Origin of the sequence: Novosphingobium humi (assembly GCF_028607105.1) — a bacterium.
Taxonomy (GTDB): Bacteria; Pseudomonadota; Alphaproteobacteria; order Sphingomonadales; family Sphingomonadaceae; genus Novosphingobium; species Novosphingobium humi.
Genome location: NZ_CP117417.1, coordinates 88,435 through 102,450 on the forward strand (window position 1 = coordinate 88,435; position 14,016 = coordinate 102,450).

Annotated in this window: 13 protein-coding genes and 1 tRNA gene; 10 read left to right on the top strand and 4 right to left on the bottom strand. The window is 65.6% G+C overall.

The annotated features are described in order from the left end of the window. Positions 1-56: 56 nt before the first annotated feature. The 6 genes from PQ457_RS00395 (at position 57) to PQ457_RS00420 (ending at position 4,284) form a co-directional block, all read left to right on the top strand. Positions 57-335 carry an integration host factor subunit beta gene (locus tag PQ457_RS00395; protein WP_168603153.1) on the top strand — a complete coding sequence of 93 codons (279 nt, stop codon included), beginning with the start codon at positions 57-59 and terminating at the stop codon, positions 333-335. Between the two features lie 141 nt (positions 336-476). Next, positions 477-561: transfer RNA gene (locus tag PQ457_RS00400), tRNA-Leu, on the top strand. A 33-nt stretch (positions 562-594) separates the two neighbouring features. Beyond that, a complete protein-coding gene (locus PQ457_RS00405) occupies positions 595-1,842 on the top strand; it encodes a glycosyltransferase family 2 protein (protein WP_273617863.1) in 1,248 nt (415 codons plus the stop codon). Continuing rightward, a complete protein-coding gene (locus PQ457_RS00410; RefSeq protein WP_273617864.1) occupies positions 1,842-2,540 on the top strand; it encodes a class I SAM-dependent methyltransferase in 699 nt (232 codons plus the stop codon). The genes PQ457_RS00405 and PQ457_RS00410 overlap by 1 nt, the downstream gene beginning before the upstream one ends. Next, positions 2,537-2,923 (top strand): GtrA family protein, encoded by a 387-nt coding sequence (locus tag PQ457_RS00415; RefSeq protein ID WP_273617865.1) that lies wholly within the window; start codon positions 2,537-2,539, stop codon positions 2,921-2,923. Before PQ457_RS00410 ends, PQ457_RS00415 begins: the two co-directional genes overlap by 4 nt. Positions 2,924-3,204: 281 nt before the next feature. Beyond that, positions 3,205-4,284, top strand: coding sequence for a glycosyltransferase family 4 protein (locus PQ457_RS00420; RefSeq protein ID WP_273617866.1), 1,080 nt, complete (start codon positions 3,205-3,207; stop codon positions 4,282-4,284). Here PQ457_RS00420 and PQ457_RS00425 read toward each other — a convergent pair. Continuing rightward, positions 4,271-5,971 carry a hypothetical protein gene (locus PQ457_RS00425; protein WP_273617867.1) on the bottom strand — a complete coding sequence of 567 codons (1,701 nt, stop codon included), beginning with the start codon at positions 5,969-5,971 and terminating at the stop codon, positions 4,271-4,273. The two genes, PQ457_RS00420 and PQ457_RS00425, sit on opposite strands and share 14 nt — an antisense overlap. Before the next feature lie 174 nt (positions 5,972-6,145). Here PQ457_RS00425 and PQ457_RS00430 point away from each other — a divergent pair, with 174 nt between their 5' ends. Genes PQ457_RS00430 through PQ457_RS00440 form a run of 3 tightly spaced genes read left to right on the top strand, consistent with a single transcriptional unit; the run spans position 6,146 to position 9,965 of the window. Beyond that, complete coding sequence (locus tag PQ457_RS00430; protein WP_273617868.1) at positions 6,146-7,759, top strand: NAD(P)/FAD-dependent oxidoreductase; 1,614 nt, start codon at positions 6,146-6,148, stop codon at positions 7,757-7,759. 11 nt (positions 7,760-7,770) lie between these two features. Next, the gene (locus tag PQ457_RS00435; protein WP_273617869.1) at positions 7,771-8,169 is read left to right on the top strand and encodes a GtrA family protein; all 399 of its coding nucleotides are present in this window, start codon (positions 7,771-7,773) and stop codon (positions 8,167-8,169) included. Next, a complete protein-coding gene (locus PQ457_RS00440; protein WP_273617870.1) occupies positions 8,166-9,965 on the top strand; it encodes a hypothetical protein in 1,800 nt (599 codons plus the stop codon). The genes PQ457_RS00435 and PQ457_RS00440 overlap by 4 nt, the downstream gene beginning before the upstream one ends. 58 nt (positions 9,966-10,023) lie before the next feature. Here PQ457_RS00440 and msrB read toward each other — a convergent pair whose 3' ends face one another. From msrB to PQ457_RS00455, 3 genes are read right to left on the bottom strand one after another with little or no spacing between them, the layout of a single operon-like run. Beyond that, a complete protein-coding gene (gene msrB, locus PQ457_RS00445; protein WP_420540950.1) occupies positions 10,024-10,497 on the bottom strand; it encodes a peptide-methionine (R)-S-oxide reductase MsrB in 474 nt (157 codons plus the stop codon). A gap of 55 nt (positions 10,498-10,552) precedes the next feature. Next, positions 10,553-11,794 (bottom strand): ABC transporter permease, encoded by a 1,242-nt coding sequence (locus PQ457_RS00450; protein WP_273617871.1) that lies wholly within the window; start codon positions 11,792-11,794, stop codon positions 10,553-10,555. Continuing rightward, positions 11,791-12,735 (bottom strand): ABC transporter ATP-binding protein, encoded by a 945-nt coding sequence (locus PQ457_RS00455; protein WP_273617872.1) that lies wholly within the window; start codon positions 12,733-12,735, stop codon positions 11,791-11,793. Before PQ457_RS00455 ends, PQ457_RS00450 begins: the two co-directional genes overlap by 4 nt. Positions 12,736-12,825: 90 nt before the next feature. Here PQ457_RS00455 and queG point away from each other — a divergent pair, with 90 nt between their 5' ends. Beyond that, entirely contained in the window at positions 12,826-13,854 is a 1,029-nt protein-coding gene (gene queG / locus PQ457_RS00460; RefSeq protein ID WP_420540951.1) for a tRNA epoxyqueuosine(34) reductase QueG, read from the top strand. The last annotated feature ends 162 nt before the right edge of the window (positions 13,855-14,016 follow it).

Here is a 14,016-nt window from a genome sequence, read left to right on the forward strand (position 1 = left end):
GTTGTTTGATCGGTCGGGCCATTGGAATGGGACCGCGGCCCAGAGGGGGTATATTCATGATCAGATCTGAATTGTTGCAGGCGCTGGCCAAGGCTAACCCCGAATTGCGCACCGACGATGTGGAAAAGATCGTCGATGTGTTTTTCGATGAAATCGCCCAGCGTCTGGCCGAAGGCGGCCGGGTGGAACTGCGCGGGTTTGGCGCCTTTTCGACGCGCGAACGCGATCCGCGAAAGGGGCGCAATCCGCGCACCGGCGAAGCGGTGGACGTGCCGGGCAAGAAAGTGCCCTTCTTCAAGCCGGGCAAGGAAATGCGCGCCCGGCTCAATGTCTGAACGGGCATAATCGCCTGGTGATGTAAAAGGCGCAGGCTGTCCGCGGGGGGGCAGGCCTGCGCTTTTTATTGGTGCGGCGCGGGCCGGCATCGGGCCCCCTTGCCGTTTGCCCGCCGATCTGCCAGAGCCGTGGCCTGCCTTGCGGACGTGGCGGAATGGTAGACGCCAGGGACTTAAAATCCCTTGAGCTTTGCTCGTGCGGGTTCGAGTCCCGCCGTCCGTACCAGTGCAGATGCGCATATGGGGTCGGGGTGATGCGGTGAACGAGCAGGCAGGCGGCCCAGAGGCGGGCGATCCAGTAGCGGGCGTTCCGGCAGACGGCAGGGCGGTGGATGTCTCGATCATCATGCCCTGTCTCAACGAGATTCAGAGCCTGCCGCATTGCATCGCCAATGCCAAGGAGGCCGCGCACCGAATCGAGGTGGCCTATGGGCTGAAATCCGAGATCGTCATCGCCGACAATGGCAGCACCGACGGATCGCAGGCCTATGCCACGGCGCAGGGCGCGCGCGTGGTGGCCGTACCCCGGCGCGGCTATGGCGCGGCGCTGATCGGCGGGTGCGAAGGGGGCCATGGCCGCTATCTGCTGATGGGCGATGCGGATGGCTCGTATGATTTCAACGATGGCGTGGCCATGATCGGGCAACTGGTCGAGGGCGCGGACCTGTGCATGGGGTCGCGCTTTGCCGGGGGCATTGCCAAGGGCGCGATGCCATGGAAGAACCGCTATATCGGCAATCCGGTGCTGACGGGCATTTTGAACCTGTTTTACCGCAGCGGGATCGATGACGCCCATTGCGGCATCCGCGCCATCACGAAACGGGCGTTTGAAGAATGCGCGCTCTCCTCGACCGGCATGGAATTTGCCAGCGAGATGGTGATCAAGGCATCCCTGCGCGGGCTGCATATCGAACAGGTGCCGGCCAAGCTGCAACCCGATCTGCGCGACCGGGCGCCGCATCTGCGGCCCTGGCGCGATGGGTGGCGGCATTTGCGCTATCTGCTGATGCTCTCGCCCACATGGGTGTTCGGCGTGCCCGCGATGATCGCGATGCTGGCGGCGGTGGCGATTCTGGGCGTGGCGATGGGCTTTGACATGGGCTGGCTGGCGGGCAATCCGGTGGTGGGGGCGGGCTGGACGATTCTGGCCGGGTTTCTGCTGACGGTGGGCCATTTCGCCGCGATCATGGCCATGGCCACGCATTTCTATGGCGTGCGCACCGGCTATCGCGATCTCAACAACTGGTTCGACCGGTTCAGCCCGATATTGACGCTCGAACATGCGCTGGTGCTGGGGCTGGGGCTGATGGTGTTTTCGGGCGCGGCCCTGACGGTGATCGGCATCAACTGGCGGGCGGGGGGCTATCTGCCGCTGCCCTCGGTGCTGCCGCTGGTGGTGGCGGCGGCGGCGGGCGCCATCGGGGTGCAGACCGCGCTGGGCGGGTTTTTGCTGGCGATCATTGCGGGCCATGATGCGGCCTTTGTGCCGGGTGAGGAAGATCTGTGATGCATGACGCGCGCCGCGTTTCGCCCTCGATGTGGCATACCGACTGGCTGCAACTGGGGCCTTTGTCGAAACTGATCCGGGCGCAGGCCGAGCGTTTGCCCAAGGGGGCGAGCATCGTCGATCTGGGCTGTGGGGATATGCCCTATGCCTCGCTGCTGCGCGGGTTGGGGCTGGATTATCGGCCCGCCGATATTGACGCGGACGCTGTTGCCAAGGGCAAGCTGCCGATCGGGCCGGACGGGCGGGTGCCTCTGCCCGATCACAGCGTGGATGCGATCCTGTCGGCGCAGGTGCTCGAACATGTGCCCGATTTGGACGCCTATTGCGCGGAAATCCGCCGCTTGCTGAAACCGGGCGGCACGCTGATCCTGTCCACCCATGGCAGTTGGTTTTATCACCCCCACCCGGAGGATCACCGCCGCTGGACCCGCACGGGTCTCGCGCTGGATCTGGAAACGCGTGGGATCAAGGTCGAGGAAATGCATTCGATCTGCGGCCCGCTGGCCACCACGACGATGATCCGGCTGACCGCCTTTGCCTTTGTGCTGAAGAAAGTGCCGGTGATCGGGCCGATGATCGCGGGCGCGCTGGCGGTGGTGATGAATGCGCGCGCCGTGGTCGAGGATGCGATCACGCCCGCCCAGATGCGCGATGACAATGCCTGCGTCTATCTCGTGCGGGCGCATGTCGCGGTATGAGTTTGCGTACCGGGCTGGCCTATGGTTTTGTCGCCGCCACCTGCCTTGCCCTGCATAATGGCGTGATGATCGCCACCGATTGGGCGATGCGGGGGCGGGGGCCGCTGGCCATCTCCAGCCTCGGCTTTGCCCTGTCCTTCATTCTCGTCTCGTTGGTGGGCTATGCGCTCCACTCGCATCTGACCTTTCGTGAACCGATGAGCCTTGGCCGCTATGGCCGCTATGCTTTGGCCATGAGCACCAACACGCCGCTGGCGCTTGGGCTGACATGGGTGCTGCGCGGGCCGGTGGGGCTGGCGATGGTCTATGCTGCGCCTTTGGCATCCTGTCTGATGGTGGGGATGAATTTCCTGCTCTCGCGCTGGGCGATTGTTCGCAAGTAAGGTTTGCCTCCGGCGGGCAAAGGGCGGGGGCCCTTTGCAATCCCGTTAATGGGGTGGCGCTTCGGTTCGCAGGAATGCGGATGGGGGATGGTTTTTAAAGCCTGCGGCGCTTTTGGCGCTACTTTGCCGCGCCGCAGGCTTTATCGGTAATCGTTTGAGCACTTCGTTGTCCGACCTACCCCCACCCCAAAATGGGATTGCAAAGGGACAAGTCCCTTTGCCCGCCGGAGGCCCTTCTTTCCTCCTGTAAAACCGGCTACCCCACCCTCATGCACATCCTGATGGTCAGCCATTTTTTCGAAAGCCACCTTGGCGGGATAGAGCGCGTGGCGGGCCATCTCTCGCGGCGGATTATCGCGCAGGGGGCGCAGGTGACATGGACGGCCAGCGCGCAGGATGTGGCGCCGGTTGATATTCCCGCGATCGCGCTGTCCTGCATCAATCCCACGGAAAGGCTGACGGGCCTGCCCATGCCGATTCCGGGGCCGGGGGGAATCGCGGCGCTGTGGCGGGCGGTGGGGCGCTCCGATGGGGTGGTGGTGCATGATGCGCTGTATGTGACCTCGATATTGGCGCTGGTGATGGCCCGGATGCGGGGGCGGCGGGTGGTGCTGATCCAGCATATTGCGGGCATTCCCTTTGCCTCGGCGGTGATGAGGGGTGTGATGGGGCTGGCCAATGCCGTCGTGACGCGGCCGATGCTGTGGGCGGCGGACCGGCTGGTGTTCATCTCGGACACGGTGCGGCGCGATCTGTTGGGCGATCCGGCTCGGCGCGATTATGCCTTGTTGTTCAATGGTGTGGATGGTGAGGTGTTCACGCGCATAGGTCCGGCGGCGCAGGGCTTGCCCGCGGGCCAAAGGCGGGTGCTGTTCGTGGGCCGCTTTGTTGAAAAGAAGGGCCTGTCGATCCTGCGCGCGGCGGCGGCGATGCGGCCCGACATCAGCTTTCTGTTGGCGGGGGCAGGGCCGATCCGGCCTGCGTCATGGGGCTTGGCCAATGTCCATGATCTGGGGCCGCAAAGCCCTGCGCAATTGGCCGCTCTCTATCGCAGCGCCGATTGCCTGCTGCTGCCCAGCGTGGGCGAGGGCTATCCGCTGGTCATTCAGGAGGCGATGGCCTGCGGGCTGCCGGTGATCTGCGGCGCGCCCACCCATCTGGCCGACCCGGAGGCTGGGCAATTCCTGCGCGGGGTGGCGGTCGATCTGGCCGACCCGCAGGGCAGCGCCGCGCGCGTGGCCGCGATGCTGGATGCGCCGGGCCTGACGCTGCCCGAACGCGCCCGGATGGCGGCATGGGCGGCCGATCGCTATTCGTGGGGGGCCATGGCGCGTTCGGTGATGGGGCTTATGGCAGGCTGATCACCTTGCATCCGGCATCGGTAAACTCCTGCGTGTGCCATGCGCGGCGGCGGGTGGTGGTGCGGCCCGGCATCATGTTGAGCGCGCGCCCTATACCGAAATAGAAGCTGCGCGCGGGCAGGGCCACCGTTTGCCCATGGGCGCACAGGCGCGGGGCCATCTCTTCCAGATCGTCATAGCCATATTCGATCAGCCGCAGCGGACGGTTCGACAGATCGGGCCGGTTGATCCCCAGATCGAGCGCGAGCGGTGCGTCATAATTGCCGATGATGATGTAATCGGCATGAACCGTATCGATCTTCGCGCTGGCATCGGCAAAGGCGCCATAGAGGCGGTGGGCAAACCACCCCTGCATCGGGATCAGCACCACCAGCGTCAGCCCCGACAGCGCCACCATTCCCCCGCGCAGCCGGTCGCGCCATGCATCACCCAGCCGTTGCCAGCCCAGCGCGCCCAGCAGCGCCACATTGCCCAGCATCGGGTGCAGATAGCGATAGCCAAAGCCATGGCCCTGATAGGGCAGGATCAGCCCCATCACCACGACCACCACCACGATCCCGCCCAGCAGCGCCAGCACCCGCCCGTCGCGCCGCCCGGCCCATGCGCCGATCGCCGCCAGCACCCAGAGCGCGGGATGCGTCCATGCCACCATGCGCAGCAGATTGGCCGCCATCAGCGTGCCATTGTCGCTGTTCTGCGCCAGCGTTTCCATCAGGCGCGAGACATAATCGCTGCCCGCCTCGACCAGCACCGAATCGGGCCCCCGCACCGCATCAAGCGTAATATGCGGCCACCACAGCCAGAACAGGCCGACCGCCAGATAGGCCCCGACAAACAGCGCCAACCGCCCCCAGCGCCTTTCCCACAGCAGGAGCGCCAGCCATGGCGCCACGAACATCGGATGAAACAGCGGTTGGTGCAGCCCCGTGGCCGCAAAGCCCACCGCCAGCGCCGCCAGATCGCCGCGCCGCGTATCGCGCAGGAACAGCCACAGCCAGACCAGATTGAAGGCCAGATGGGCGGGCATGGCAAAGCGGCTCATGGCCGAAAACAGCACCTGACCCGAGAGCAGGAACAGCGCCATCATCACCGCCAGCGCATCCTGATCCGGCCCCAGCAGCCGCCGCCCCACGCGCCACAGCGCCAGCACCGAAACCGCCATCAGCAGCGGTGTCTTGAGCGGGCCGAGCAGCGCTTCCAGCATCGCATTGCCGGGCAGATAGGTCGACACCCATGCCGCAGGCCGCGCCAGCGGCATCATGAACAAGGTGTTGAGCGCGGGAAGATCGCCCCGCCATTCCACCGGCACCGGCCATGCCAGACGCCCCGCGCGATAGATCGCCGCATCGAAACTGACCATCTGTTCGTCGCGGCTGAGATCATAGCCCGACAGCACCAGATAATGCCCCGCCAGCGCCACCAGCGCGGCCATCGCCGCCAGCCCCCATACCGCCTGTGTTTCGATCCGCCATGCGCGCACCAGCGGCCAGCGCCGCAGCGCCACCGCCGCCCCGGCCCATGCCCAGAGCATCGCGAGCAGCAGCCATTGATCCTGCAACTTGCGATAGAATACGGTGATTTCAGGATGGGCGGGCGGCGCGGCCAGCCACAGGCCCGCCACCACCAGCGCCCACCCCACCATCAACGCCAAGAGCCATCGGCCTCCCGGCGCGGCATCCTTGCCCATTCATCCCGCCTTGTATTACCCAACCCTTCCGTATCCTGCCCCAGCGCGCGGCAAATGGCCAGTGGGCGCTTGCCGCCGGGCAAATAGGCATATTTGCGTGGATCAAAGAGGCTGCTTAACGATTTGTTGGCCATTTTCCTTCACCCCAAAAGGGGACGGAAATTGGGGAATCAGATGGTTGTTGGCGGCCTTGAAACGGGTGGAGCGGGCAAAGGCGCGATGGTCGATGTGGCGATCATCGGCGCGGGTCCGGCCGGGTTGACGGCGGCCTATCTGCTGACCAAGGCGGGCATGAGCGTGGCGGTCATCGAAAAGGACGAGCGCTATGTCGGCGGCATTTCGCGCACGGTCGAGCATCAGGGCTATCGCTTCGACATCGGCGGCCACCGGTTTTTCTCCAAATCGCAGGCGGTGGTCGATCTGTGGAACGAGATCCTGCCCCATGATTTCATCCAGCGCCCGCGCATGAGCCGGATCTATTACGAGGGCAAATTCTACTCCTATCCGCTGCGCGCGTTCGAGGCCCTGCGCAACCTGGGCCTGTGGCGCAGCGCGGCCTGCATGGCGAGTTTCGCGCGGGCCAAGGCTTTCCCGCGCAAGAGCGTCAAATCCTTTGAGGACTGGACCGTCAACCAGTTCGGACAGAAACTGTTCTCGATCTTTTTCAAGACCTATACCGAAAAGGTCTGGGGCATGCCCTGCGACGAGATGAGCGCCGATTGGGCGGCGCAGCGGATCAAGGGGCTGTCGCTCTGGGGCGCGGTGGTCGACGGGCTGAAGCGTTCGCTGGGCCTGAACAAAGGCCCCAATGACGGGATGGCGACCAAGACGCTGCTGGAAAGCTTCCGTTATCCCCGCCTTGGGCCGGGCATGATGTGGGAGGCCGCGCGCGACCATGTGATCGCCAGCGGGCGCGGGCAGGTGCTGATGGGCCATGCGCTCAAACAGCTTTCGCAAGGGCCGGACGGGCAATGGCGCGTCTCGGCCGGCCACAGCGGCGGGGAAACGGTGATCCATGCCGCCCATGTCATTTCCAGCGCGCCGATGCGCGAACTGGCATCGCGCATCCATCCTCTGCCCGCCAGCCTGCCCGAGGCGATGGAGCTGAAATATCGCGACTTCCTGACCGTGGCGCTCAAGATCCGGTCAGAGGATCTGTTCCCCGACAATTGGATCTATATCCATGATTCCAAGGTTCAGGTCGGCCGCATCCAGAATTTCCGCAGCTGGTCGCCCGAAATGGTGCCCGAGGCGGGTGTGGCCTGTGTGGGTCTGGAATATTTCTGCTTTGAGGGCGATGGCCTGTGGTCGCAAAGCGATGAGGATCTGATCACGCTGGCCACGCGCGAGATGGAGATTCTGGGCCTTGTGCGCGCAGAGCAAGTGATCGGCGGGGCGGTGGTGCGTCAGGAAAAGGCCTATCCGGTCTATGACGAGACCTATGCCGAACATGTCGCGGCGATGCGGGCCGATCTTGAGGCGCGCTTCCCCACGCTGCATATGGTGGGGCGTAATGGGATGCACCGCTACAACAACCAGGATCACGCGATGATGACCGCGATGCTGACGGTGGAAAACATCAAGGCGGGCAAGCGGATCTATGACATCTGGCGCGTGAACGAGGATGCCGAATATCACGAGGCGGGCGATGAGGGGGCGCAGCGCGAGGCCGTCCGGCCCGCCGCGAGTCCAACGCCGGATCAGGTTGCGGCGCTGGCTTCGATGCGCGATGTGCCCCGGCGGCTGGTCGGCAACAAGCGATCCGGCGACAAGCGGCGCGCGGCCTGATGCGATCCCTCTTGCCTGTCCTCTTGGGGGCGCGGGCGCTGCGCTATCTGGGCGTCAGCGTGGCGGCGCTGGGGGCGGATATGGGGGCATTCGTGCTGTTGCTGCATATGAACATGCCCCCTGCGGCGGCTTCGGTTCCCGCCTATGGGCTGGGGGTGGGGCTGCATTGGTGGCTTTGCGCGCGGGTGGTGTTTGAGGCGGCCGAAGGCGCGGCGCGCCGGGTGCAGAAGGCGCTCTTTGCAGGATCGGCGCTGGTCGGGCTGGGCCTGACGGCGGCGATCGTGGGGATCGGCGCAAGGGCCGGTTTCGATCCGCGCATGGCCAAGATCGCGGCGGTGGGGATCAGCTTTATCGCCACATGGCTGCTGCGCTCGCTGGTGGTGTTCAAGCCCCGTCCGGCGGCGGCATGAGGGGCGACATCCGCGATTTTTTCAAACGCGTCGCGCTGGCCTATGGGCTGGTGGTTTTGCTGTTGCTGCTGACCAATGCGGGGGGAATCGCGGCGGGGCGTTTCCCCGATCCCGATGATGCGCTGCGGCTGGTCGAATTGCGCGACTGGCTGGGCGGGCAGGGCTGGTTTGATGTGACCCAGCACCGGATCGATCCGGCGCATGGCGGCGTGGCGATGCATTGGTCGCGGATTGTCGATGTGCCTTTGGCGGCGGTGGTGCTGGTGCTGCGGCCCCTGTTGGGGGGCCAGGGGGCCGAGATGGCTGCCATGCTCGTCGTGCCGATGGTGACGCTGGCCGTGGTCATGGTGCTGGTGGCGCGGGTGGCGTGGGAAAGGCTGGGGGCCGAGGCGGCGACGCTATCCTGCCTGACGCTGGCCATGTCGGTGCCGGTGGTGACGCAGATCCGCCCCATGCGGATCGACCATCATGGCTGGCAGGTGGCCGCCGCGATGTTGGCGCTGCAAGGGCTGATGACGCGCCACGCGCGGATCGGCGGGTGGATTTCGGGGGCGGCGCTGGCCATCGGCCTGTCGATCAGCCTTGAAGGGTTGCCGTTGACGGCGGTGTTCGGCGCGCTGGGGGCGTGGCGTTGGCTGAGACCGATGCGGAGCACCGGCCCAGCCCGCGCGGCGCTTGAGCGTCTTCAAGTTGCTGATGCGTCAGCACCCTTGCCGCCTGCAAAGAACGTGGGCGAAACGAAATATTGGCTGGCGCATTTCGCCACAGCACTGGCGGTTGTCTCGCTGGCCTGTTTCGCGGCCACGCGCTGGGGCGATTGGGCGCAGCATTGCGATGCCGTTGCCCCGGTGCATCTGGCGATGTTCGTCTGGGCGGCTGTCGTTCTGCGCGTGTGGCGCGGCCCGGCGCTGGTGGGGTTTGCCATCACGGGCGCGGGCGCGCTGGCGCTTTATTTCGGCCTTGCCCCGCAATGCCGGGGGGGCAGCTTCAACATGCTGGACCCGCTGGTCCAGCGCCTGTGGTATCAGCAGGTGGCCGAAGGGCTGCCGGTCTGGCGACAGGATTGGGCGACGGCATTGCAGACCGTGGTGCCGCCCTTGTTTGCCCTTTTCGCCTGCGTCGGGCTGATCCGGCGCAGCGCGGGCGAAGAGCGCGTGTGGTGGCAGGAATATACGCTGATCCTTGGCGGGGCGCTGGGCGTGGCCGTGCTGGTGACGCGGGCCGGAGCGGTGGCGGGGGCCTTTTCGGCGGTGCCGCTGGCCTGGCTGGTGGGCGAATGGCTGGTGCTGGCGCGGCAGGGGCGGCCGGTCGCGCTGCTGGGGATCGTGGCCGCGATGGTGCCCTCGGCGCCGATCACGCTTTGGGCCATGGTGCCGCATCCGGCGTCCTCCCCGGCGCCTGCCACCGCCCGGCAGGTTTCGGCCTGCGAGGCGCGGCGCCATGCCGCTGTGCTCAACGCCATGCCGCAGGGGACCGTTCTGGCCCCGCTCGACATCGGGCCCGATCTCCTGCTGGGCAGCCGGGACAGTGTGCTGGCCACCGGCCATCATCGCGGCGCGCGCGGGATGCATGATGCGATCGCCGCCTTTGTCAGCCCGCCTGATGCCGCGCAAGCCATCGTCCGCGCCAATCACATCGCCTATGTCGCGCTCTGCCCCGATCTGGGCGAGCCGCAGATCTATGCCCGTGAGGCGCCCCATGGGCTGGCGGCCGATCTGCTGGCCGGGCGGGTGCCGTCATGGCTGGCGCCGGTGCGCGCGCAGGGCGAGGGCCTGCGGATCTGGCGCGTGCGCTAGAGCATTTTCAAGATGACCGGAACCGGTCATCGGCTCGGAAAATGCGGCATTCAACGCCCTAGGCCGGGATGAACTTCATCGCCGCCCCGTTCATGCAATAGCGCAGCCCGGTGGGGCGCGGCCCATCGTCGAACACATGGCCCAGATGGCCCCCGCATTGCGCGCAATGGACCTCGGTGCGGGCATAGCCCAATTCGTGATCGGTGCTGGTGCCCACCGCGCCGTCGAGCGGGCGCCAGAAGCTGGGCCAGCCTGTGCCCGAATCGAATTTGGTGAAGGAGGCGAAAAGCGGGTGATTGTCCGCCGCGCAGACGAAGGTGCCCTTGCGATGTTCCTTAAGCAAAGGCGAGGTGAAGGGATATTCGGTCTGTTTGCCGCGCAGGATATTATACTGCGCGGGCGTCAGCCGTTTGCGCCATTCGGCATCGGGCAGGGTCAGCGGAAAAGCCGCCCATGCCCGCGTCGGGATCAGGGCGGCACCGGCAAGGCCCAAGGTCATCTGGCGTAGAATCTGGCGACGGGTGGGGCGCATGGCAAATCTCCCTTTACCCCTTATACGTGGGCGAAAGGGAGAAAGTTTCAAGCGTTCACTTTTTTCCGCGCAGCGCCGCGATCAGGCCCCGTTTTTGCCCCGCCCCCTGCGGCCCGCTTTTCATCACCCGTTTGCGGAACAGCGCCGCCCCGCCGCGCACAAAGATCGCCACCCAGAGCGCCTGCCAGCCCAGCGCGATCAGATGCGGCCACAGATCCTCCTGCATCGCCGCGCGCGCCAGCATGGCAAAGGGCGAGGAAAAGGGCACCACCATCGCCGCGATCTCCACCCCCGAACCGGGGCGCGCCATCGCATAGGAGGCGAAGAAGAACACCATCAATTGCCCCATCGTCACGGGCATGTTCAGCGTCTGGATCTCGCGCACCGAATTGGCCATCGACCCGATCGCCAGAAAAATCGAGCCCAGCACCAGATAGGCCATGGCAAAATAGGCCACCCCTAGCACGATGAACAAGGGCCAGCCCAGAGCAGGCGTCACCAGTTCGGGAATATGCACCCAGCCCAGCATCGAGAGCACCGCCCCCGACAAGGCCCAGACCCCGATGCCGACAAAGCTGATCGCCAGCATGGCAAAGAGCTTGCCGAAGAACACCGATTCCATCGGAATCGCGGCGGCCAGTATCTCGATGACCTTATTGCCCTTTTCCTCCATCAGATTGGACAGCACCATGCCCGCCAGCAGCATGGTCAGAAGAAACAGCAGCGTCTGCCCCCCCTGCGCGGTCAGCACGCGATTATGCGCCTGCGCGGCGGTGGAGGTGGCCGTGGGGGCCAGCGCCACATCGGGCAGCACATCCGGCCCATGGCCCGTGGCCCTCGCCGCGATCAGCGAGACCGCGCCCTGCCATGCGGCCAGACGACCCGGTGTGCCGGTCAGCACGGGCGCGCGCGCCGTGCCCGAAATGATGGCCGAGAGATTGCCGCCATTGATGCTCTTATCCGCCAGCGCCCCGCGCGGATCGGCTTTTTCGCCCGGACGCAGCCGCGCCACCACCACCAGATCGGGCAGATCATCGCGCAGCGCCGGTTCGAGCGCATGGCGCGCGGTCAGCATGGCGTCGATATCATTGCCCGCCATCATCAGGCCGATTTGCGGCGTATCGACGGCATTTTCGACATGAGCGCCGATGCTGCCCGCCATGGCCCCCACAAACAGCGGAAACAGCGGCCCCAGCAGAAAGAAGATGAAGCTGCGGCTCCACAGGATAGCGACGAAATCACGCCGGGCGACGACAAAGGCACCCGCAAGCGTGGAAAGCCGGCCTTTATGGATCATGCCGCTTCCTCCTGCGTGGGTTGGCCAAGGGCGCGGGCGGCGGCCTCTCCGGCAATGGCGACAAAGGCGTCATGCAGCCCGGCCCGCTCGATCGAGAGCGAGAGAATACCCGCCTCGCCCTCGATCAGCGCGCGCAGCAAAGGCTCGACTCCGGTTTCGGGCAGGGGGAAGGACCACAAGGCGCCTTCATGTCGCGCATCGGGCGGCAAAGCGGCGCGCCATGGCCCTTGCGTCTGGCGGGTTTCAAGGCGGACCTGCGCCGGGATGCGGTCGCGCGCCACGTCCACCGGCCCGGCAAAAGGCACCCGGCCCCCCGCGATGATCGCCACCTCGTCGCACAATCTTTCGGCATGGGCGATGACATGGGTGGAAAAGATCACCGTGGTCCCGCCCGCCGCCAGCGCGCGGATCATCTTTTCCAGCTTGCCCTGATTGAGCGCATCAAGGCCCGAAAAAGGTTCATCGAAAATCACCAGATCGGGTTGATGGACCAGCGTGCCCAGGATCTGCACCTGTTGCGCCATGCCTTTGGAAAGCTGGCGGATCTGGCGGTCGATGGCATAGGAGAGGCCATGTTCCTCCATCATCGCCTTGCCGCGCCTGCGCCCCTCGGCCAGAGGCAGGCCGCGCAGCGCGCCCATAAAGGCGATCGCCTCATAGGTCTTCATCGTGGGATAAAGCCCACGCTCCTCGGGCAGATAGCCGATCCGGTGGGCCACATCATGGGGCCGGTCCGCGCCCAGAATGCGCCGCACCCCCGAATCGGGGTCTATAATGCCCTGAAGCATCCGCAGCGTCGTGGTCTTGCCCGCGCCATTGGGGCCAAGGATGCCGTAGATCGCCCCTTGCGGAACCATCAGATCGACCCCATCGACGGCGGTGAACCCGTCAAAACATTTGACGAGGCCGCGCGCCTCAATGGCCCAGTCATTGCTCAGCACTTGCGGTTCCCCTAAGCGTCTTTGGCCTAACCCTTAGCAGGATCTAGCCTCCCCTTGCTTAACAATGCCATCCCCTCTCTGCAAAAAGCGTTGGGTGAAGAAGCCGCGCGTCTGGGCTTTGCGGCCTTTGGCGTGGCGGGCGCGCAGGAGGATGAGGCGCGTGCGGCCCGCCTCGAACAATGGCTGGAAGCCGGGTCCTATGGTCAGATGGGCTGGATGGCCGACCGTTTGCACCACCGCCGTTCGCCGCAAGGATTGTGGCCCGAGGCGCAAAGCGTGATCGCGCTGGGCATGAGCTATGCGCCCGCCCATGATCCGCTGGCGCTGGCGCAGGTGGGCGAGCGGGCGCGGATCTCGGTCTATTCGCAGGGGACCGATTATCACGATGTGGTGAAAAAGGCGCTGAAAGCTCTCGCCCGCTGGCTGGTGGATGCGGCAGCGCGGGCCGGGCTGGGGCAGATCGGCGTCAAGGTCTTTGTCGATACCGCCCCGGTTATGGAAAAGCCGCTGGCGGCCGCCGCCGGCATCGGATGGCAGGGCAAGCACACCAATGTCGTCAGCCGCGAGCATGGCTCATGGCTGTTTCTGGGCGCGATCTATACCACCATCGCGTTTGCACCCGATACGCCGGGGCGCGACCGCTGCGGATCATGCCATGCCTGTCAGGACGCCTGCCCCACCGGCGCCTTTCCCGCGCCCTATCAACTGGATGCGCGGCGCTGCGTGTCCTATCTCACCATCGAGCATAAAGGGCCGATCCCGGAGGAATTCCGCGAGAGCCTGGGCAATCGCATCTATGGCTGCGACGATTGCCTCGCCGTATGCCCATGGAACAAATTTGCCGATGCCGCCGCGCGCAACCGCGCCTTCCTGCCCCGTGCCGAACTGGTCGCGCCGCGCATCGGCGAACTGCTGGCGCTCGACGATGCCGGGTTTCGGCAGCTCTTCTCCGGCTCGCCCATCAAGCGGATCGGGCGCAACCGCTTCGTCCGCAACTGCCTCTATGCGGCGGGCAACAGCGGGGATGCGGCGCTGATCGGGCCGGTGGAGGCTTTGCTGGGCGATGAGGATGAGGCGGTGGCCGAGGCGGCCTTGTGGGCGTTGGGGAGGTTGGGGTAGGTTTGGAGGGTTTATGCCTCCGGCGGGTTAAGGGCGGGGGCCCTTAACAATCCCGATAATTGTGGTGGTGGTTGGCGGGGGTGATGAAATTAAAGCCTGCGGCGCGGTGGGTTCAGGCCATTCCGCGCGGCAGGCTTTAAAATTCAGACATTGCGTCCGACA